The following is a 21,838-nucleotide window of genomic DNA, read 5'->3' on the forward strand; positions in this document are numbered from 1 at the left end:
TTTAGACGATAAATCTAGTCATTTAAAAATATTTATCATACCTTAGTGCCAACGTTGGCAATTTAAACCATTCATAAATGCTTTTACTTGGTATCGATGTTGGCACATCGTCTATAAAGGTTTCTGTAGTAGATTCTGAAACACAAAAAACTATTGCTTCTGCACAGTATCCTGATACTGAATCGCCGATAACCTCGGTGAAACCAGGTTGGGCGGAGCAGTCGCCCGAAATGTGGTGGGAACACGTTCAACACGCCATCAAAAAGGCTAACGCCACAAAAGCCTATAATCCGGCCGATATTGCTGCCATTGGAATTGCCTATCAAATGCATGGACTGGTTGCAGTCGACAAAAATCAGCAGGCTCTTCGTGATTCAATCATCTGGTGTGATAGCCGTGCTGTCGAAATCGGAAACCGTGCCTTTAAACAGATTGGCGAAGAAAAAAGTCTCAGCAAGCTCCTGAATTCCCCGGGCAATTTTACAGCTTCGAAATTAGCCTGGGTAAAAGAACATGAACCTGAAATCTACAAGAAAATTGATAAAATTATGCTTCCCGGCGATTTCATTTCTATGAAACTAACGGGCAGTATAACCACAAGTAATTCCGCTTTATCGGAAGGAATTTTTTGGGATTTTCAGACGAACTCAATATCCGATGACATTTTAAATTGTTTCGGTTTTGATAAAAGCATCATTGCAAACGTGATGTCTGTTTTTGCCGATCATGGCCATCTTACAAAACAGGTAGCAGACGAACTTTCTTTAAAACCAGGTATTCCGGTTAGTTATAAATCCGGCGACCAGCCTAATAACGCATTGTCATTAAACGTGTTAAACCCCGGCGAAGTTGCCGCCACAGCCGGAACTTCCGGAGTTATTTACGGGGTAAGCGATTCGGTAACGTACGACAAACAATCCAGGGTAAACACCTTTGCCCATGTAAATCATACCGGCAGTAATACCCGTCTGGGTGTTCTTTTATGTATCAACGGAACCGGAATTTTAAATAGCTGGACCAAGAATAACCTCGCAGCTGGCTTGGATTACAACCAAATGAATAAACTGGGAGCTAAAATCCCGGTAGGAAGTGAAGGATTAAGGGTGCTTCCATTCGGAAATGGAGCCGAGCGAATGCTCAATAATAAAATCGTGGGAGCTCATTTCGGAGACCTGGATTTAAATCTTCATACTACGGCACATATTTTCCGTGGTGTACAGGAAGGAATTGCATTTGCATTCAGATACGGGCTTGATATTATGCGTGGAATCGGAATTAATCCAACTGTCATCAGAGCCGGAAAAGCAAACATGTTTCTGAGCGATGTCTTTACTGAAGCCTTTGTAAACACCACTAATGTTCCGGTAGAACTTTATGAAAACGATGGAAGCGTGGGCGCGGCACTTGGAGCAGGTATTGGAAGTAAAATATTCTCATCCGAACAGGAAGCATTTAACAATACGACACCGTTAGCTCTGATTGAACCGAAAACGCCAGGACTTTACGAGCCGGTTTACCAAAGCTGGAAACAATTATTAGATAAACATTTAAAACAATCATAATACAATGGGAAATGTAATCACCGGAGATACAGAATTCTTCAAAGGGATAAACCAAATCAAATTTGAGGGACCGGAATCCGACAATCCGCTAGCCTTTAGATGGTACGACGAGAACCGTGTTGTAGCGGGCAAAACATTAAAAGATCATTTCCGCTTTGCGGGAGCTTACTGGCATTCGTTTGTTGGTAATGGCGGCGATCCGTTTGGAGCGCCTACTCATGTTTTTGCATGGGATAAAAAAAGTGATCCGATTGAGAGAGCAAAGGATAAGATGGATGCCGCCTTCGAATTTCTCACTAAAATGAATCTTCCATTTTACTGTTTCCACGATGTGGATGTAGTAGATTATGGAAATGATATCGTAGAAAACGAAAGAAGACTGCAAGCGCTGGTAGATCATGCCAAACAAAAACAGGCAGCCAGTGGTGTGAAACTTTTGTGGGGAACTGCTAATCTTTTCTCGAACCCACGTTATATGAACGGTGCATCTACAAACCCTGATTTTCATGTGTTAGCACATGGAGCAGCGCAGGTTAAAGCCGCTTTGGATGCTACTATTGCCTTAGACGGAGAGAACTATGTGTTCTGGGGTGGCCGCGAAGGTTACATGACCTTGCTCAATACCGACATGAAACGCGAGCAGGAGCATTTTGCAAAATTCCTTCATGCAGCTAAAGATTATGCCCGCAAAAACGGCTTCAAAGGCACGTTCTTTATTGAGCCGAAGCCTGCAGAACCTTCAAAACATCAATATGATTTTGATTGTGCTACTGTAATTGGTTTCTTAAATCAGTTTGGTCTAGAGAAAGATTTCAAAATTAATATTGAAGTTAATCATGCTACACTTGCTGGCCACACGTTCCAGCACGAATTACAAGTGGCAGCCGACGCGGGTATGCTGGGTTCTGTTGATGCCAACCGCGGAGATTATCAAAACGGGTGGGATACTGACCAGTTTCCAAACAACCTGAATGAAATAACTGAAGCGATGTTAATTTTCCTTGAGGCAGGTGGCTTGCAAGGAGGTGGTGTAAACTTTGATGCCAAGATCAGAAGAAATTCTACTGATATGAAAGACTTGTTCTATGCTCACGTGGGCGGAATGGATACTTTTGCAAGGGCCCTAATCACTGCAGATAACATTCTTCAAAAATCTGATTTCAAAAAGATCCGCGAGGAACGTTATGCTTCTTTTGATTCTGGTAAAGGAAAAGAATTTGAACAAGGTAAAGTATCTCTGGAAGACTTAAGAGCTTATGCGATTGAAAATGGAGAGCCTGCTACCATCAGCGGAAAACAAGAGTATCTTGAGAATATAATTAACAGATATATTTAAGAGGCTTTCACACCCTGTAGAAGCAAACCCCTATTCTAAGTTCAGCGTTTCAACGAATTTAGATAGGGGTTTGTTATTTAAAACTAGGATACTCCAAACGGAGCAACAAGAGCTAAAACTTCGGCTTTTGTTAAAGGTTCATCAAAAGCCTCTGCAGCTGCGCTATACGGTATATTCCCGCCGATGCCCGCCAGATTGGTAATGACAACCCCCGCTTGATTTACATTGTTTTCTTTAACAGTCCCGCCGTAATTTCCATCGGCAGCCGGAACACCTAAATCGTTAAACTTATCAGTAGAACCAGCAATCCAGGGCTTAACCGGACCATTAAACGCATCCATTGCGCCGTTCATTCTACGCATATAGCGAATTTTTGCGGCATGGCGCGCCTCTACGGCGTGGATGCCCAAAGCAGCTGTCAAAACAACTTTCTCTCCTTTTAGTTCGCCTGCACGTCCTTTGTAAGCTCTCACTCCTGTATCTTCAATAGCCTGTGCTACAGCGAGAAACGTACCATAATTAGTAAAAATGTCGGGAAAAGTACCGCCAGCAGTAAAATCATAGGTGGTTTTTTCTGCCACCGGAGTTTGATTTAATTGTGTCAATACCGTTTTCAAGAAATCCACGTGCTTTTTTTCACTATCCCGGATCATAACGATAGCATTCCTCTGGTCGCCTGCCGGTATAGGGAGAGCGGTAGCTGCATTGGCGCGCAGGTAAAAATTATACTCAAAATGCTCCAGCGTTAAAGCGTATTGAAGCACCTCAATCACCGTTGAAGGCATCGCCTGGCCATATGCTTTGTTAAACATGGATCCTAAAGCAAAGGGCATGGCCGATAAAGCAATTTTAGAGCCCATGCTGAAAAAGTCCTTCATGGCTTTTCGGCGGGGATTTAAACGCTCATAAATCTCTCCGTCTACTTTCTCTATTTCTTCTAATATATTTACAATATTCATGATGGTTTGAATTAAGCTGGTATGGTGGATGGATCAATTTTAGTTTTAATAAAGGGCGCCGCAATAGCAAGTACTTGTGCCGGGGTACGTGAAATATTCACTGAACTGCTGTCCACCTGGTCGCCCAAAAAGCTGTTGGTCTCCAGCATCTCACGAATTAACGCAGCATGACGCGCTTCTACAGAAACGATCTTGCCGGCGAGCAAAAGAAAGGTTGCGTTTTGCAAAAGGTATCCGGCGCCATCGTAGGCAGAAACACCTAAATCTTCGAATGCCTTCGCAGTTCCCAATACACTGGCTCTGCTTGAAAAATTGATACTGCTGAAATCAACCGTTAAATTCTTAATGGGGGTTCCACCGTTTGCTGCAATTGCGGCTTTAAAAAATTCGCGGTGAGCAATTTCATGATCCCGTATATCTTTTAACAAGGATGTTTCTACGGCGGTCATACCAGTAAAGGGAGTGGCAATTACCTGCGTATAAAAGGCCGCTTCCAATTGCTCAAGGGCATAGGCGTAATTTAATATCGCTACATCGCCCGTTCCAAGCGAAATACCCGGACCGAAACCATTTTCAGGATCATCAGGGTTATAATTGCTTTGCTTACAACCTGCAGCTACAAGCACTACACCAGCAGCACCAGCTCCGGCATACCGTAAAAAGGACCGCCGCTGCACTTTCTTCTCCAGAAACTCGCCCGCGCTTAGGGAGGCTTCCTGATTTTTGATAGTTGAATTTTCCATAAAATCTGTTTTAGGGTTATAATATTTCCCTTTACCTACGTAGGGATTTCGGTGTCAGATTTTATTTTTCACGTTTTTTAAAAAAATAACTCCAACTATGTGCAGGTATCTAAACCATTACCTATAATTGGGGTTATCAAATAGTTGAGCAGAAAAACCAAAATATCTCTATCTGAAGGCGAATTAATTCAAGCAATTCGGCAACGGCAACGCATAGGTTCTGAGGCATTGTATGATATGTACTCCGCGTCATTATTTGGCGTTATTGTTCGGATTGTACAAAATGAAGAGTTAGCTGCCGACCTGCTGCAGGAGAGTTTCGTTAAAATCTGGAATTCCTTCGATTCGTATGATGAGAAAAAGGGCCGTATATTTACATGGATGGTAAATGTTGCACGAAACCTGTCGGTGGATAAACTGAGGTCAAAAGATTTTCGCAACAACAGTAAAAACCAGGATATTGACAATTCCGTAATTAGCATTGATGAACAACGAAGCACAACCCTCAATCCGGAAGTGCTGGGAGTTAAGGAGATGGTGGACAATCTAAAGCCGGATGCGAAAGCAGTTTTAGACCTGATATATTTTAAAGGTTATACACATGTAGAAGCCGCAGAAGAATTAGGGATACCATTGGGTACAGTGAAAACGCGAATACGGCTGGCAATAATCAGTTTAAGGAAGTTATTTAATTAGTGGAAGATTTAAAAGCATATATTGAGAGTGGAGTGTTAGAGCTTTACGTTCTTGGCGACCTAACCGAGGGCGAAAAGCTTGAGGTGGAGACTATGCTGGATAAGCACCCCCAACTTCGAAATGAAGTGACAGAGATTGAGAAGTCGCTCGAAAGTTATTCTCAGGCCAGTGCAGTAAATCCTCCCGAAGACCTCCGATCAAAGATCCTTGGAGATCTGGAAACTTCTGATTCTCGATCCGAAACGCCGGTTATACCGCTGAATCAGCCAAAGAACATCCGTTTTTATAAGTATGGTTTCGCGGCATCCGTGGCCTTGCTGATATTAAGCTTAATTGCCCTGATAAATATGCGGAGCCAATTAAAAGAATCACAAAATCAGATTACCGCGTTACAGCTGTCTAACCGGCAGTATTCCAGCCGCGTAAACTTTGTAGAAAAACAGCTGGACGAGGCAAACCAATCTCTTAGTATTTTTCACAAGCCTGATGAATACAAAATAGTAAGCCTGAAAGGCACGCCAAAGGCTCCGTCGGCACGTATGATGGTTGCCTTCAATCCCGAAAAGGCTGAAGTAATGATTGACCTTGCATCAGTGGAAATGCCCGCCAACGATAACAGCCACCAATACCAACTTTGGGCACTGGTAGACGGTAAACCCGTAGACTTGGGCGTTTTTGACGCCGACAGAGATAGCGTTGGGATGATTAAGATGAAAACTCTTAAAAATGCGCAGGCATTTGCGGTGACCTTAGAACCGCGGGGTGGAAGCATAAACCCCACTATGGAAATGATGATGGCAATGGGTGAGATATAAGAGCTTATTTCTTTGCCTTTTGCCGTATTTCTTTAATCAACCTGAATTTAAAAAAGATAAACAAAGCCAGTGCAAAAACCGCCACCACAGCTATACTGTACCGCTCTTTGTTAATGCCCCAGAAAAGGCACATGATCATGGTAAAGATGGCGATGTTGTAAAAAACGTTTAACAGAACTTTCTTAAGCATTTAATACACAGGCATATTAGGATCGTATTTTTCTTTCCAGGCCAGAATTCCACCTTCAAGGTTATATAAATTATCAAAACCGAGGGTTTGCAACTGAGCGATAGCCGCGGCGCTGCGCTTTCCGCTTCTGCATTGAATAATCACCGGCTTGTCTGTGGCAATCTTATCCGATTCTATCATGATTCCTGATAAAGGTATGTTTTCACCTCCAAGATTTGAGACTTCGTATTCAAACGTTTCTCTCACATCAATCAGCTGGAAATCTTCTCCGTTATCTATCTTTCTTTTTAATTCCTCGACAGTTATTTCTTCCATTTTTCAGAATTTTTAAACAAAGATAACACTAATCCGGTATTTGGATAAGAGCTTATCTTTGCCCCTTCATATTTAATTTTAGTTTATTTGTAACAACTTACACCTCAGGTCGTTTTATAAAATATTATTCTTTCAGTTTAATGAAGAAAATCACCGATTTTTTCTGGTTCTGTTCAGGAGCCCACATAGAAACGTTAAAAAAATTTCCTACCGAGCATAACAAATATGTGGGTGTTGGGGCGACGATATTTTTTACCGCGCTCTTTGCAACACTTTCGGGTGGGTATGCCATGTACTTTGTCTTCTCCGGAAATCCCGTAGCAGTTCCCATGGCGATGGTATTCGGACTTATCTGGGGCCTTGCTATTTTCAATCTCGACAGATATATCGTATCCAGCATCACAAAAACCGGTAGCACCAATTTGCAAATTGTTCAAGCCACTCCCCGAATCTTGCTGGCTATCATGATTGGTATCGTGATATCGCGCCCTCTGGAACTGAAGATATTCGATAAGGAAATACGTCAAAAGCTCAAAACCAGTTATCTTAACGGGCAGCGGTCAAAAATTGATACCTTAAATAAAACCTTCAGTACCAAATACCAGGACGAGTTGAGTAAGATCACCGAACTGAAAGCCGAAAAAGATTCGCTTGAGAAAGATATCAACCGCTCCCGCTACGTCCTTAACCAGGAAATATTTGGCGATAAAAGCAATCAAACCTCCGGGAAAGTAGGGTACGGCACTTACGCGAAGCAGAAAGAAGCTGTGTTAACGCAAAAAGCTCAAAGGCTGGATGCTGTTCGTACCGCAATAGATTCTTATGAAAATTTCATTTTAAAACGAAAAGAAATGGACGGCATAAGTAGTGAGAAGATGTTTAGCGGCAAACAACTTGATAGCTTATCGAATGTGGCAGGTTTCCGCGACCGGAACTGGGCTTTGGGACAATTAAGTTTCAACGCAGATGGCACGCGTGATTTCGACACATATATGGCGATCGCTTTTATCGGAATGCTCTTCATCCTTTTCGAATGCCTGCCGGTGTTTGTGAAGCTGATGAGTCCTTTGGGCCCCTACGATATCGCATTGCAAAATGTGGAACAATCGGCTGTTTATGGCTCTTACAAGAATAAAGACTTTGACGTCGCGGTAACTGACGGCGTTCAGGAGACTAAAATAGAGACCGAAATTAACAAACAGAAAAAGATCATCACCGGTAAATCCAGCCGCGAATTAGAAAACTACCCCTGGGACTAATCAGAACATGTTCATCTGTTTTCCTCCGGCAGGGCTGAAATAGCTAAAATTGAATGCGGGCAATGACCGGCCCGAGAGAAATCGCCGAACCGAGATTTTAAAGAGCTGATGAATGCTTTCGGCAACCTTACCTTCACCCCGCAATCGCCGTCCCCAATTGCTATCGTTCAGTTTTCCACCGTGACACTCGGCAATTGCTTGTAAAACCTTATCCGCCCGGTCGGGATACGCTTTGTGAATCCAGTCGCTAAAAACTTCAGCGATTGAACCGTTTAACCTGATCACCGTGAAGATAGCTTCCGAAGCCCCTTCATCCGCAGCGGCTTTAATCAGCGTTGGGATTTCATTGCTATTAAGCCCCGGTACGATTGGTGCCATCATTAGCCGTACAGGGATGTGTGCAGAAGCGAGCTTATTGATCACCATCAGACGGCTTTTTGCCGTAACGGTCCTTGGTTCCATCTTCTGCCTTAAGCTTTCATTTAAAGAATTTATGGTAACGGTTACATGCACCAGGTCCATTTTTGCAAGCTCCTGAAGGATGTCGAGGTCTCTAATCACCAGATTATTTTTGCTGATGATGCTCACCGGGTGTCTGTATTTCAAAAATACTTCAAGTAAGGATCGTGTAATTTTCAACTTCCTTTCGATAGGCTGATAGCAATCTGTATTTCCCGAAAGCATTATAGTTTGCGGCTGGTAATTCTTTTTATTAAAAAATTGCTCCAGAAGTGCAGCTGCGTTTCGCTTTACAATAATTTTACGCTCGAAATCTAAGCCAGCGCTAAATCCCCAATATTCATGCGAGTTCCGCGCATAACAATATAAACATCCGTGCTCGCATCCCTGGTAAGGATTGATTGAATGCATAAAAGACAGGTCGGGGCTGTTAGATATACTTACGATCTTTTTGGGTGTTTCTTCAAAGATTTGAGTACTGACATTTTCATGCATTTCTTCATCCAGTCCCTCAATATGTTCTGTAATATATCTATTCTTCTGAAAGCGATTATGTGTATTTACCTGCGCCCCCCGACCCTTAAAGAATTCACTATTTTTCTCAAATGGCATGCACAAAAATGCTAATTTATTTAGCAAATTGCAACTACTTACTAAGTGGTTTTTTTACCCCAGCAGAAGCCTTAGCCCCTAAAGTAAAACTTTAAGTAGATTTTTAACTGATTTAATCAGTACCATTTAAGCAGTTTCACATCAACTTTAAAATTATCTCCATTTACCAGTTCTTTGAACTTTCCCACATCACTTAATCCGTTCTGGCCACGATAGTGATAAGGATAAACTATCTCCGGCTTAAAGTCGAGAACTGCAGAAGCCGCCTGGTTGATATCCATGGTATATGGCAAATTCATACAAACGAAAGCGGCGTCGATCCCTTTTAATTTCCGCATCTCAACAATGTCTTCGGTATCACCAGAAATATAAACTTTCTTGTTGCCTAACTTGATCACATACCCATTACCTCTTCCGCGTGGATGTCTTGAATCGCTGGTCTCGGGCAAATTATACATTGGGACTGCGGTAACGGTCAGGCCCTTAGTTTTCACCCGCTGGAGATTTCCAACAACGAGCAAATTAGGTTTTAGCGAAGAGGGCATCAAATCGGCAACAGCTTGCGGGACAATAATCGTTGCAGCAGAAGCATTGATCGCTTCAAGTGTCTTTACATCGAAGTGATCGCCATGTATGTCTGTTACAAATATAAAATCAGGAGCCTTAAATTTTGTGAATGAATCGGCTCCTCCAGTGGGATCTACGTAGATTGTTTTACCGTTCCACGTCATAACAAATGTCGCATGCTGCACGGGAGATATCATCAAGTCACCTTTATTGGTCTTTATCACATCAAAGGTAGGCTGAGCAAGGATATTAAATACCTGAAACAAAATAAGAGAGGCAATCGTAATCGTTTTCATGTTGAAGCTTTTTGTTAAAACAAATCCAGCTCAAAAGGTTCAATAAAATTTAAGACGTATTGCTGGTTAGCTGCAATTATATCCGTTGTGCGTTCATCTTTCCTAGCTGTATATTCAAACGGGCCGCCTGGGGATGACGGCACCGGGATTCAGAAATAATGAAAGAGCGATAAAAAATTCGCAAAAGTTTAACATTTTTTATCGACATTTACTTATCATTAAATTACGAGCGAATAATTACTTGATGACTAGGATTTTACTGAGCTTTTTACTGTTTTTTGCTTTTCAAGCTGAGTTGCTTGCAAATCCGGGGAAAAATTCCACAGTTAACGGCAGCCTCAGTATAAGCAATCTTCCTTCGTTCCAATCTATTCCAGTCAAAAACGACAAAAATATCATTTTCTGGGAAAACACCTCTACATTCGGGGAAGATGCTCCGCGATTTTTTCTGCAGAAGACAAATACTGCTGGGGAACTAATTTGGGGAAAAGATGTGGAGCTTTCAGCTGGCAATAAGCAAATCCAGAGTGCTCATAAAATGATATCAGACGGAAGCGGCGGCCTTATAATTGTTTGGGAAGCTAAGCGGCCCGGGGGAGATGACACAGACCTTTATATTCAAAAAATTGATTCGGCAGGGCGAAAACTGTGGAGCGAAGGAGGCCGGCTAATCTGTACATCTCCAAGTTCTCAGATCACGCCCTTTATAATCGGCGACGATGCGGGCGGCGCTTTCATCGCCTGGAGCGATTCGAGAAACGATCCGACTTACTCGAATTGGGATATTTACGCTCAACATGTCAATTCTGATGGGATCAAGCAATGGGAAAGCGAGGGTGTGGTGATAAGTACCGACCAGAAGGACGAATTTATCGGATCTATTCTGCCATCGGGAGATGGGGGACTTACAATAGTCTGGAATATGGTGGTTCCGGACATTACCGGCTTAGAAGAAGGGTTCGACTTTTATTCTAAACAGCTTGATGCCGGCGGTGAGTGGATTCCATCTATGCACTCCGGGAGATTCCTGGCATTACCTGCAGGCAGGGTCAACTATAGCTTGGCTGCAGAAATTCTAAATGATGGTGCGGGCGGATTCTTTTTAAGCCTTGTTTCGAATTCGCAAGATAAGCATAGTGCACTCTACATCCAACATGTGCTATCTAACGGTCAATCAGCGTTCCAGGAGAAAGGAATTTTTATCGAGAGCTCAGTCTCAGATATTCAACAACTCACTTACGATACCGACAGTTCAGGCAATTACGTTATTACCTGGCTGGGTCGAAAAGATACGAGTCTGCTCACCTGCGTCTCCACACTCGACCGCTCCGGAAACGCGTTGGGAGACACAGCGATCAACACCTCTAGAGTTCCGGAAACATACATAGCGTCTGACAAGGGAGATTCTTTAACAATTAATCCAGTTCTCCATGCTGCTTTAGATTCGGAGAAGCCTCTAAAATCTCCTCCTGATAACATTGAGAATACTGATTCAGCACCTGCAAGTCCCTCGCAAAAGACAGCCGTCGGTCCGCAGGCAGTCATGGCTGCATTAACAGACCCTCCTAAACATGAACCCGTGGCTACCGGAGATCAAACATCACGCAGAGTGATAAGATCTGTTAGTGTCCCGGTAAAAACTATTGAGGCGGCAATATCGTCTATCAAAAACTATTCTTTGGTATACAGGACAGCTGCTCGCAAATCGTTCAAGGCTTCTGTTTTGAAGCCGGAAATATTTCTGTCTCAAATTATTAAAAACAATGTACCGGAACAATACGGCTTTAAAGAACCGGGGTTAGTCCCGGAGCTTAAATCGCTACATCTTCTTCCTGACTAACGCCAAGTTCTCTTTTCGCTTTTACTAAAGCCGAGCCTATCACCTGATGCATATCGTAATAACGGTATTCTGCCAACCGTCCGCCGAAAATGACATTCTTTTCAGCCTTCGCCAGGTCCTGGTATTTTTTAACAATTGCGGAATTATTCTCGTCGTTAACCGGATAGTACGGCTCCAGGCCTCTTGATCCCTGTAAAGGATATTCCTTGGTGATCACAGTTTTAGGTTGAGTACCAAACTCGAAATGCTTGTGTTCGTACACCCGGTTGTATGGCGTATCGGCATCTGTATAATTAAAAACTGCATTCCCCTGGTAATTCTCCTGATCTAAAGTTTCCACTTCAAACTTCAGGCTGCGATATTCGAGCTCGCCGAACTGATATCCAAAATACTCGTCGATTTTCCCGGTAAAGACAATTTTATCGGCAAGGCTGCTTAAGACCTCCCTATCGGCAAAAAAGTCGGTATTCAATCGCACTTCGACGTCCTTGAGTAGTCCTTCTACGATCTTATTATAGCCTCCTACCGGGATGCCCTGGTATTTATCATTAAAATAATTGTTATCGTAAGTAAAGCGTACGGGTAAGCGCTTTATGATAAACGCAGGCAGTTCGGTTGCTTTGCGGCCCCATTGCTTCTCGGTATAATGTTTAATCAATTTTTCATAAATATCCGGCCCGACAAGCTTCAAAGCCTGCTCTTCCATATTTTTTGGCTCGGTGATTCCCAGGTTTTCAATTTGGTCGGCAATTTTTTGCTTAGCCTCTTCGGGAGTTTTGGTGCCCCAAAGACGGTAGAAAGTATTCATATTGAAGGGCAGGTTGTATAGCTCCCCTTTATAGTTTGCCACCGGTGAGTTTGTATAGCGGTTGAACTCTGCAAACTGGTTTACATAATCCCAGATCTCTTTGTCGTTTGTGTGGAAGATGTGAGCGCCATACCAATGAACGTTTATGCCCTCCATTTCTTTGCAGTACACATTGCCGCCGGCATGTTCACGTTTATCAATTACAAGGCATTTTTTTCCGGCTTTGGTGGCCTCATGCGCAAAAACGGCTCCGAATAATCCGGAGCCTACAATTAGGTAGTCGTATGTGTTGGTCATTTAGATATTCATGTTTATAAGTAATAGGATTTTAACCTTTTTTTAAGGAATTAGTTTTTAAAATTCCTATCATCTATCAAACAGAACTCGTTTAAATGACTTTTTAAATGTTTTTCGGATTTGCCTAAATGTTACCGATGAGAGGCTATAAAACTCTGGCTGGAAAAGCAAAACGAAAGCTCTCTTTTGTTCAATCTCCATAATTATATCAACCCACTTCTGGAAGATAGCCTTGCTAAGCGCATTTGCATCGAAGACTCTTGATAGCTCTACACTTCCTTTAAGGTCCAAAAGAAAATCTTTGTATTCCGACAATAAAAATCCTTCCATATCCCATGTAATGATACTATGATGCAATTGGACTCTCCTTTCGCTTGAAGGGATATTGAACCTCGAGTGAAAATCCCGACAGATATTCCTCTCAGCCTCTTTCTGCCTGTCAATGCCCGTAACAGTTACGTTGCTGTTGTGTATCCTATATCTCACTAAGATGTCGTCAATTGTTTCAATAGGATACTTTACTGCCATTCGAAGTGCTAAGTCGTAATCTTCCGCGGGATCGTTAGCCTCATACGAACCAGTGTTTTTGGCGGCCTCTGTCTTCATCATCACCGCCGAATTGACCAGAATATTTCCAAAAATTAGTTGGACATTTTTATTCCCTCTAAATTTTTGTGTCTCACGTATCGCTTGGTTATCCTGATTGACATATAAAGCTCTCCCGCTGCACAAAGCAATATCAGGATTTTCACAAAAGAAGCGGTATTGGATCTCCAACCTATTTTTAACTGCTATGTCGTCACAATCCAAAATAGCGAAGTACTTTCCCCTTGCTTCCTGTACGCCACGATTTCTTGTAAACACCAATCCCATGTTAGATGGGTTGCTCAACACCCGGATCCTGGCATCACCGTACGCTTTTATGATCTCAAGACTATTGTCAGTAGAACCATCATCTATGATAAGCAGCTCAAAGTCAGCGAAGGTTTGAACCAACACACTGTCAATTGCTTCTCTCAAAAATCGGCTGCCGTTATATACAGCCATAAACATCGTGATTGCTGGAACCTCTATCATATCGTTATCCAATGTTTCATATTAATTCCGGAGTAGTCCAGATCGGGCAGGTTCATCCACTGTCTTGGTGAAATTACAATTTGTTCGGGATTCCTGTTTAACCAGGCGCCCCACCAACTAAAGCTGCTATTTGCGATGATATTATGATTGCAACTGCTCATAAGCTGTAGGTCACAATAACTATCCTCTCCCATGTTCCAATCAACGTAAATACACTTCTCGCCCCTTAGGTTCTCCTTACACCAGGCAATATCATTCGAGAAAATAACGAAAGTAGGTTCCAAAACGATTGATTTTATCGTTTTTAGTGCATTTTCAATGTAAGACAAATCACACACATTCCCTAACAGTTCATTTTGCAGATAATCACCTCTGCGCACATGAAGAGAAACCGCATTCATCCGATGGATTTGCTTCAGAAGCTCGGCGTTTCTACCGCTTAAAGGCCTGTTAAATACAAAATGCCTTCTTAGAATTGGCTCTATCCCGATGAAATAATTGAAGTTTTGCCAATAACCCCAGTAATAACTTGACCCTTCATATTCATAAATTTCAGGTTCAAAACCAAAGAACTGTTTTTCTTCCTGATACGATGACTTGGTGCCCAAAAACCGTCGAAGCTTTCTAACGATAAACCTTCCGTCCTCCCGACCATAGATACTACTCTCCCAAGCTGATGTTTGAACAAGGTTTGTTGAAAAAACATTCCCTAGTTCAAGACCGTTATGAAGCTGATACTGATCGAAGCCGGAAAGGTCGACCTTTACATTCTTAAATCTCTGGCAAAGGGAGAGGTAAAACGCATACTGGAACATTTGATTCCCAAGCCCACCTAGGATCTTGACAATCTTCATTAATATATTTTAGACATCATTATTATGTAAAAATAACTAATCTGACCTTATCCTTTTAGCGACCTTAAGACTACTAGCCTATTTTGAATTCATGCGGGTGAGATGATCGCCGGTGCATTAAGTAGGTTGACACTTAAAGTTATCTCTCACGCCAATTACTCTCCACCTCAAATGCCCAGAATGTTCGATAAATTTAGTTTATTTGTACCATATTCATGCAAAGCCTTGACGTAATTATCCCATCTTACAGATTAAACGAACACGAGCTGGCACCTATCTTATCGCTTGATGGTCCACAGGATTTTGACATCCGATTTATTGTGATCGCCGATAATCCATCTGTGAAAGTACCCGCGCTAATTGAAAAGATGGCGGCAGAAGGAGATCTCAATCTGATAATTAACGAGATTAATCTTGGCTTCTCCGAAACACGTAACAAAGGTATTGACGCAGCAAAAGCAGACTGGATATTACTACTAGACGATGACATTCTTCCACAAAGAGATATGTTGTTTGTTTTTTGTGATGCTATACGTTCCAACCCAGAACATATAGGATATATAGGAATAACCAACTTTCCTGCACCTATAAATACAGTAACTAAAGCGTTTACCTTAAATACGGGCGGATACTACGATGTAGGCCGCTCAAAAAAGGAGCATGTATGGTTCCCTACTGCCAACATCGCCTTAAACAGAAAACTGCTGGGGGACCGGAGATTCCTTCCGCATCTGACTAAAGCTGGAGAAGATATTGAATTTTTTTCGCGGAATAGCTTTGAAAATAATCAGAAATATATAGCACTCCCCGAGGCTACAGTTATTCATCCATGGTGGGACAATGGCAAAAGTCAATTAAGAAGAATGTTTAATTACGGCTGGGGGAAAAGTGATGTCATCGACTTAAAGACACTCCGCGATTATTCGTTTTATAATTTTCCAAACGCGCCGGAAGCGATATTCTTTTTGATGATGGCTGCTCTGGTAATTATTCCCCTGACCGGCAAAATAGTGTGGTTACCTACAATAATTCTAGTAATTCTGACTGCGGAGTATCTTACATTGCTCATCAAGGTGGTTCATGTCGGTAAAATTTTCTCACCCGCTGTCGCATTTCAGATGATGTTACAGAAAAACGCAAATGAATGCGGATTCGTAGCGGGATGTATATTCAATAAGAAGTTCCACTGCCTTACTAAAAGACTTGACGTAACTTTTAATTCGCGAAACCCAAGATCCTATGCGTTTAATCGGTGGCGGATACTTAAACTGGTGCTTACCTTATTGGGACTTACAGCTGTATACCCAATTGTTTTTTAGGGAAGAACAGCGATATGAGCGGTAACATACGAATTCGGGCCACATTTATAAATACTGGTCAACACCTTTAGAAATACGAACCGTCTTATTTTTAATCGCAGCAAATAACATCTGATCATTTTTCTCTAAACTTGATCGTGGAGTTACTTTATGATGAATATGGAAGACTACTGCCCCAAATTTCAATACCCGCTTTGACACTCCCAGGTTTATTAAGCGAACCGCTATCTCATTGTCTTCTCGACCCCATCCAATAAATTCTTCATTATATCCGTTTACCTTTAGCAAATCATTGCGCCAAAAAGCCATATTGCAGCCCCTCATGTAATACATGTCGCTTATTCTGTATCTGTTAGCCAAATAATTTTTGAGAAAACTATTCCGAATACCATTCGATACATTCGACAAGCCCTGAGAAAATATGGATATATCTATTTGCTGTTGTTTAAGTAATTTTTGAGAAAACTCTTCATTTATCATTACCCTGCTTCCAGTTGCATAGCTGCCCGACTTCGCAAAGTTGACATGATCTGCTATAAATTTTTTGTGAAGTATTAAATCGCCGTCAATCTGGATAATGTAATCTTTTGAAGCTCTAGCTATAGCCTTATTTCTTATCCGGGACAACTGAAATCCTTCATCGGGTTGCCAGACGTGGATAAGAGGTATATCGAAGCTTTTTTTAAAATCCTCTAACAGAAACTTTGTTTCTTCCGTAGAGCCATCATCTGCAATTATAATTTCATCGGGTAATCGCGTTTGATTTTTAATACTCAGTAAACAAAGCTTAAGCGCATCCGGCCAATTATAAGTAGAAACTATTAACGCTGTAGATATCATACCCATCATCTGAGAAACTTATAGCCATTGGCACAAACCTTCACGTTATTCTGCACAACATTTTCTAATACGGCTGAATGCGAACTCTCCAATTCTTTGGTTAACATGGGGTGATAAATATGATACTGAACTGCCATGAACTTAACAATCTTCTTTAATATTCCATTATTTATAAATCGTGCGGCAAGCTCTTCATCTTCGTGGCCCCAGCCGCTCAAGTCGTTGTTGTAACCATTTACAGTTATAAAATCTTCTTTCCAAAAGGAAATATTGCTTCCGCGAACTCTTCTGGAATTGTTGCTTTTTCTGATAGCAAAAAACTGTAACGGTAAAAACCGTATAGCGTTATTTCGATTCTCGAGTCCGTTTGAAAGGGGCGTTAAGGCTATGTTCCCTGTACTTAAAACCTCATCACTTTTTGCTTTTGTCATTAATGCACGGGTACCTCTAACAAATACCCCGGGTTCGCTACAGGAAAGATGATCCTCTATAAAATGCTTTTCGAGAATGACGTCGCCATCAATTTGAATAATGTATTCACAGGAGCTTTGTCTTATGGCTTCGTTCAAAATAATCGTCTTCCTAAAACCCACGTCCTCATGCCATACATGCTTTATAGGTACACCTATTTTTGTCCTGTATCCATCTATCAATTGTTTGGTAGCATCGGAAGAACCATCATCAGCTATAATAATTTCATTTGGAAGATAAACCTGACGGCGAACGCTCTTCAAACACAGATTCAAGTAATCTGGGGAGTTATAGGTAGAGATGATTAAAGAACACTTTACCATAGCTAGTTATCCTGAAAAGTTTGCATCTCTACAAGCTTTTTATAGAGCCCATTTTTTCTGATCAGCTCCGCATGCGAACCCGACTCTACAATCGCACCAGACTCTAACACCAATATTATATCAGCATTCTGAATTGTGCTTAGTCGATGTGCCACAATTAGCGATGTTCTGTTTTTCATCAGATTATTCAAAGCACTTTGCACCAATTTTTCAGACTCCGTATCGAGTGCCGAGGTAGCTTCATCCAAAAGCAGAATTGGTGGATTCTTTAGTACAGCCCTGGCGATATTAATACGTTGTTTTTGTCCGCCGGATAGCTTCATTCCACGGTCGCCGATATTAGTTTGGTAGCCGTTTTCTGTTTTAAGTATAAAATCGTGGGCATTTGCGATTTTGGCAGCAGCTTCAACCTCTTCCTGTGTGGCGTCAGGCTTCCCAAAGGAGATATTGTTAAAAATAGTATCATTAAAGAGAATCGACTCCTGATTAACGAAACCAATTTGGGCCCTTAAAGATGCAGCGTCAATCTTCTTAATATCCTGCCCGTCAAACCATATTGTCCCCTTCTGAGGATCGATAAATCGCGGGATCAAATCCAACAAAGTCGACTTTCCTCCGCCAGACGGACCTACAAGAGCGATTGTTTTCCCTTTTTGAATCCTTATTGACAAGGAGTCTAGAATCAATTTTTCGGTGTATGAAAACGAGACCTTATCAAACGTTATATTTTCAGAAAACCCATCGACCTTAACGGCGCCAGGAACATCTGCAAGTGCGGGCTTTGTATCTATCACCTCCAATACCCGCTCGCCAGCGGCGATTCCGGAATGAATATTTGCAAAAGAATCAGTTATAGCCTTCGCCGGGCGTAGGACTTGAGAGAACACGATGATATAAGTGATAAACGCAGGTGCGGTAAGGCTCGAACTGCCGCTTAATATAAGAGATCCCCCATAAAGAACAATTCCTGCAACCATTGTGACGCCCAAGAATTCTGAAACGGGAGAGGCGAGTTGTTGTCGCTTCGCCATAGATTTGGTCAACCTCGTATAATTCCTATTCTCGGCGCTGAACTTATTTTTAATAAACTGTGTAGCATTAAACGCTTTCACTATTTTAATGCCAGCCAAGGCTTCATCCAAAAAACCAATCATAAGCCCCAAGGATTGGTGGGACCGAGCCGCCTGATTTTTTAATCTTTTCACAATCCTCGCTATAACGAAACCTGAGATTGGGAATATCAACAGAGAATAAAGCGTTAATTCAACCGAAATGTTGAATAAAAGCACCAGATATACGATAAGGGTTACTGGTTCTTTAAATACTATTTGAAGTGTTGAGGTAACAGAAAATTGAACAACCCCCACATCAGAAGAAACCTTCGAAATAATATCTCCTTTACGTTCATTACTGAAATACCCCAAGTGCAAATCCATAATGTTATAAAAAATGGCGTTACGAAGATTTAAAAGGGTGTGTGCCCTTAGATCCTCCATAATTTTCTGAGAAAAATAACGGAAAACATTTGAGAAAAAATTCGCTATAAGGAGGACTGCGCAAACGGCCTTTAAAGCATTCCATCTGCCATATTTTGCAGTAATAATATTAACATAATACTCAAAATTGTCCATAATATCCCAGCTATCTGGCTTTGATATCGCGTTAGCTACAGCAGTGGCGGGAGAGAGAAGGGCTTGCAAAAGTGGCGCAAGAAGCGCGAAGTTTAACGTGTTGAAAAGAACAAACAACAGCGTTGTTATAATGTAAGGGATTGCAAACTTTTCGATCGGCTTTGCAAAAGATAATAATCTAAAATATGTTTTCATTTATCGTTTCGCAAAGATATAGTATTACGCCGAGTGTTTGAGCCACGTCTGCTAGGCTTTAATCTTTTTATAATTCTTGTACTCCCCGACACGCCAACCTGTCCAATCCTCAAGCTTCTGAAGCACATGACGCCTAAAAGTCATACTTTGCGTTAGTTGAGATGGATCAAACTTAAATTTCCAGTTCACTGCAGCTATCCGCTTTTTTATAACTTCGGGATGTTCTTCCTTAAACGGAACAAGTCGGTCTGCATTGCCATAATCGAACTCGTAATCAGCAGGCACTTCATTTCGCGCCCATGGTTGATCCAGATAAAAATTGTTGAAGTTTCTTACTTTATTCCCTAGGCTTTTCGGAGCCTTTACCCATCCGTAATGATAAATGCAAGCATCTATCGGTAAGGCATTTAATTTCCTTCCAGCCTTTCTAAAACCTTGTGCGTCCTTGTATGATTGGACATCCTTATCAAATCTAACCACCCGTATCTCATTACGATACCAGCGCCTGGAAGATGCCGTAAAATCATACGATCCATAAAAGTGCAAATACTTAAATAATAATGCCTCTACTTTGCCATTGTCAAGGTTATCTGCCATGGCCTTCTTCACTACAGGCAGATACTTTTCATGCAGACATTCATCCCCCTGAATATAAAACGCCCAGTCAGTATCCAGCGATATGGCATTATACGCCTTGTTTGTCTCAGTTGCAAAAACAGCCCCGCCTTCTCTTATCGAATCATCCCAAACAGTATGTACAATCTTTATTTTGGGCGATCCTATATTCATTATTAAACTTTCCGTATCGTCTTCGGATTTTCCAAGCGCAACAATAAACTCGTCGCATAGCGGCAATATAGACTGAATGGCTTCAGCCACTGGATAATCATTCTTAACCGCATTCCGAATAAACGTAAACCCTGCAACTTTCATATTATCAGACAATTAAAATCTTAATAACCGCAAAATATACATTTTATAAAATTTCTGAGCCGTCCATTTTAAACGCTGAAGAAGGCCGTTATCGTTTAAAGACATGGAAGATGCAAACACTCCGTTAGAAGATCCCTGTTCGATCAAGGGAGGGTGTGCCCAATACATCTTAACTACATCTCGTTTAACTAAATCGTTGTGCCACCAATCTACCACCAAATTGCATTTATTTCTTTCAAGATCTTCCAGGATATTTCGCGCAGCCTTCTGATCGATCATATAGGCTCCGGCACATCTGCCACTGGTAGCCGGGTATAAGATGCCACCTCGCAAAGTGTTTCTCAAGGGGGGGAATTTCAACGTAGAGTTTTCCAGCGAAATAATGAAGCCTTCTTCCAGCTGGTTCGCCTCATCAACCACTTTTTTCATTTGAGTCGGGAAATCAGACAGAAAACAAACGTCGTTCTCAAAAATCACCGCGAACTTATCGTTGCTTTTTACCATTTGCTCGTAACAAAGAATATGAACGAGTGTACAAAACAGGGGACCTTTGGTTAAGATGCCGGTGATATTCGGTGTGAAATATCTTTCGATCCACCTGGTATTCTGCTCGGTATCATCAGACTCGGTGATCAATCGATAGTCGAGCTGATTCTTTTCTTTTAAAAGCCGCCTTAAACTTTGTTCCCGCTGTTCATACCCGGTGATACCATGCACCACATAAATATTATCAATCCCAATCTGAACATTCTTACTCATGCTACTGATGCTCTGTTAAAGATTATGGTTTTAAAACGGGTGTGCTCAACTGTTTCTTCTTCCAATGATCGCCCTTGTTGTAAAGAAAAAATTTACCCAGACGGTATTTCGATATCAGGTGTCCCTCATAGTCCACCCCAAGCACTCTATGTGGGATAGATGGATCTTGCTGGAGACATTCGTTAATTGCTTTGGTATAAACAGTGGGGCCTGTAGTTGCATGAACATCATGGGGAAACTTGTTTAACGAAATGTTTTCTAAAACCAAATCAAGCGTCCTTTTCAAAAACGGATGGTTAGCCTCATAAACCAGGGCCCACTGCACGTAAAGATCCGGATTACGTTCCCTTGTGATGACAGCCCTGTCGTCTGGCAGGATAAAATCACTCAATCTACCTTTTATGCCGCTGTCGATATCCAGGTAGATCCCGCCTTTTTTTAGCAAAATCGCATATCTGAACATGTCAGCTTTCGCTGCGCCGATATTTAGTCTGCGATATGCCTGTAATACATTATCCTCAAACTCCGTTTCGAAAAAGCTTTCAATCCTCCCATCATCATAAAACTCGTATTGATACTCAGGATTTTTCTTTCGAAAATTACTGACGTGCCACCGGGTGATAAATGGCAACTTTTTCATTTTAAACGTTTGATATATTATTTTAGGAATTGCCATTCTGGA

Annotated in this window: 22 protein-coding genes; 7 read left to right on the forward strand and 15 right to left on the reverse strand. The window is 41.7% G+C overall.

The annotated features are described in order from the left end of the window. Positions 1–77 precede the first annotated feature (77 nt). Together J3P43_RS02445 and xylA are read left to right on the forward strand one after the other, a co-directional pair. The gene (locus tag J3P43_RS02445) at positions 78–1,562 is read left to right on the forward strand and encodes a xylulokinase (protein WP_255898629.1); all 1,485 of its coding nucleotides are present in this window, start codon (positions 78–80) and stop codon (positions 1,560–1,562) included. Between the two features lie 4 nt (positions 1,563–1,566). After that, positions 1,567–2,898, forward strand: coding sequence for a xylose isomerase (xylA, locus tag J3P43_RS02450; protein WP_255898631.1), 1,332 nt, complete (start codon positions 1,567–1,569; stop codon positions 2,896–2,898). An 83-nt stretch (positions 2,899–2,981) separates the two neighbouring features. Here xylA and J3P43_RS02455 read toward each other — a convergent pair whose 3' ends face one another. Beyond that, a complete protein-coding gene (locus J3P43_RS02455) occupies positions 2,982–3,857 on the reverse strand; it encodes a ferritin-like domain-containing protein (protein ID WP_255898633.1) in 876 nt (291 codons plus the stop codon). Between the two features lie 11 nt (positions 3,858–3,868). Continuing rightward, positions 3,869–4,600: a ferritin-like domain-containing protein gene (locus tag J3P43_RS02460; RefSeq protein WP_255898635.1), complete on the reverse strand. Its 732-nt coding sequence runs from the start codon at positions 4,598–4,600 to the stop codon at positions 3,869–3,871. 144 nt (positions 4,601–4,744) lie between these two features. On the opposite strand from J3P43_RS02460, the gene J3P43_RS02465 reads away from it, so the two are divergent. Then, positions 4,745–5,296 (forward strand): RNA polymerase sigma factor, encoded by a 552-nt coding sequence (locus J3P43_RS02465; protein ID WP_255898637.1) that lies wholly within the window; start codon positions 4,745–4,747, stop codon positions 5,294–5,296. Further along, entirely contained in the window at positions 5,296–6,111 is an 816-nt protein-coding gene (locus tag J3P43_RS02470; RefSeq protein ID WP_255898639.1) for an anti-sigma factor, read from the forward strand. The genes J3P43_RS02465 and J3P43_RS02470 overlap by 1 nt, the downstream gene beginning before the upstream one ends. A gap of 4 nt (positions 6,112–6,115) precedes the next feature. Here J3P43_RS02470 and J3P43_RS02475 read toward each other — a convergent pair whose 3' ends face one another. Both J3P43_RS02475 and J3P43_RS02480 read right to left on the reverse strand, forming a co-directional pair. Then, positions 6,116–6,301 (reverse strand): DUF6358 family protein, encoded by a 186-nt coding sequence (locus J3P43_RS02475; protein WP_255898641.1) that lies wholly within the window; start codon positions 6,299–6,301, stop codon positions 6,116–6,118. Then, on the reverse strand, positions 6,302–6,616 hold the full coding sequence (locus J3P43_RS02480; protein ID WP_255898643.1) for a rhodanese-like domain-containing protein: 315 nt from the start codon (positions 6,614–6,616) through the stop codon (positions 6,302–6,304). It lies immediately after the preceding gene. Positions 6,617–6,756: 140 nt separating this feature from the next. Between J3P43_RS02480 and J3P43_RS02485 the strand changes: the two genes are divergently transcribed. Continuing rightward, positions 6,757–7,875 carry a DUF4407 domain-containing protein gene (locus tag J3P43_RS02485; RefSeq protein ID WP_255898645.1) on the forward strand — a complete coding sequence of 373 codons (1,119 nt, stop codon included), beginning with the start codon at positions 6,757–6,759 and terminating at the stop codon, positions 7,873–7,875. Here the strand turns inward: J3P43_RS02485 and J3P43_RS02490 are convergent, their stop codons facing one another. Next, positions 7,876–8,946: a PA0069 family radical SAM protein gene (locus J3P43_RS02490; protein WP_255898647.1), complete on the reverse strand. Its 1,071-nt coding sequence runs from the start codon at positions 8,944–8,946 to the stop codon at positions 7,876–7,878. A gap of 116 nt (positions 8,947–9,062) precedes the next feature. Continuing rightward, complete coding sequence (locus J3P43_RS02495) at positions 9,063–9,809, reverse strand: MBL fold metallo-hydrolase (RefSeq protein WP_255898649.1); 747 nt, start codon at positions 9,807–9,809, stop codon at positions 9,063–9,065. A 244-nt stretch (positions 9,810–10,053) separates the two neighbouring features. Between J3P43_RS02495 and J3P43_RS02500 the strand changes: the two genes are divergently transcribed. Continuing rightward, entirely contained in the window at positions 10,054–11,649 is a 1,596-nt protein-coding gene (locus tag J3P43_RS02500; protein ID WP_255898651.1) for a hypothetical protein, read from the forward strand. Here the strand turns inward: J3P43_RS02500 and glf are convergent. The 3 genes from glf to J3P43_RS02515 all read right to left on the reverse strand — a co-directional run bounded on the left by glf (position 11,621) and on the right by J3P43_RS02515 (position 14,685). Next, complete coding sequence (glf, locus tag J3P43_RS02505) at positions 11,621–12,754, reverse strand: UDP-galactopyranose mutase (RefSeq protein WP_255898653.1); 1,134 nt, start codon at positions 12,752–12,754, stop codon at positions 11,621–11,623. The genes J3P43_RS02500 and glf overlap by 29 nt on opposite strands. A gap of 69 nt (positions 12,755–12,823) precedes the next feature. Beyond that, complete coding sequence (locus tag J3P43_RS02510) at positions 12,824–13,831, reverse strand: glycosyltransferase (protein WP_255898655.1); 1,008 nt, start codon at positions 13,829–13,831, stop codon at positions 12,824–12,826. After that, the gene (locus J3P43_RS02515; RefSeq protein WP_255898657.1) at positions 13,828–14,685 is read right to left on the reverse strand and encodes an alpha-1,2-fucosyltransferase; all 858 of its coding nucleotides are present in this window, start codon (positions 14,683–14,685) and stop codon (positions 13,828–13,830) included. The genes J3P43_RS02510 and J3P43_RS02515 overlap by 4 nt, the downstream gene beginning before the upstream one ends. A 215-nt stretch (positions 14,686–14,900) precedes the next feature. Here J3P43_RS02515 and J3P43_RS02520 point away from each other — a divergent pair, with 215 nt between their 5' ends. Next, positions 14,901–16,004: a glycosyltransferase family 2 protein gene (locus J3P43_RS02520; protein ID WP_255898659.1), complete on the forward strand. Its 1,104-nt coding sequence runs from the start codon at positions 14,901–14,903 to the stop codon at positions 16,002–16,004. A gap of 45 nt (positions 16,005–16,049) precedes the next feature. Here J3P43_RS02520 and J3P43_RS02525 read toward each other — a convergent pair whose 3' ends face one another. The 6 genes from J3P43_RS02525 to J3P43_RS02550 are packed head-to-tail and all read right to left on the reverse strand — an operon-like array spanning position 16,050 to position 21,796. Next, complete coding sequence (locus J3P43_RS02525) at positions 16,050–16,853, reverse strand: glycosyltransferase family 2 protein (protein WP_255898661.1); 804 nt, start codon at positions 16,851–16,853, stop codon at positions 16,050–16,052. Beyond that, positions 16,850–17,638, reverse strand: coding sequence for a glycosyltransferase family 2 protein (locus J3P43_RS02530; RefSeq protein ID WP_255898663.1), 789 nt, complete (start codon positions 17,636–17,638; stop codon positions 16,850–16,852). The genes J3P43_RS02525 and J3P43_RS02530 overlap by 4 nt, the downstream gene beginning before the upstream one ends. A 2-nt stretch (positions 17,639–17,640) precedes the next feature. Then, a complete protein-coding gene (locus tag J3P43_RS02535) occupies positions 17,641–19,464 on the reverse strand; it encodes an ABC transporter ATP-binding protein (protein WP_255898665.1) in 1,824 nt (607 codons plus the stop codon). 51 nt (positions 19,465–19,515) lie between these two features. Beyond that, a complete protein-coding gene (locus tag J3P43_RS02540) occupies positions 19,516–20,397 on the reverse strand; it encodes a glycosyltransferase family protein (protein ID WP_255898668.1) in 882 nt (293 codons plus the stop codon). Positions 20,398–20,409: 12 nt separating this feature from the next. Further along, entirely contained in the window at positions 20,410–21,156 is a 747-nt protein-coding gene (locus tag J3P43_RS02545) for a glycosyltransferase family 25 protein (protein WP_255898670.1), read from the reverse strand. Positions 21,157–21,178: 22 nt separating this feature from the next. Further along, positions 21,179–21,796: a glycosyltransferase family 32 protein gene (locus J3P43_RS02550; RefSeq protein WP_255898672.1), complete on the reverse strand. Its 618-nt coding sequence runs from the start codon at positions 21,794–21,796 to the stop codon at positions 21,179–21,181. Positions 21,797–21,838: the final 42 nt, after the last annotated feature.

It is taken from the genome of Paradesertivirga mongoliensis (assembly GCF_024436395.1).
GTDB lineage: Bacteria > Bacteroidota > Bacteroidia > Sphingobacteriales > Sphingobacteriaceae > Paradesertivirga > Paradesertivirga mongoliensis.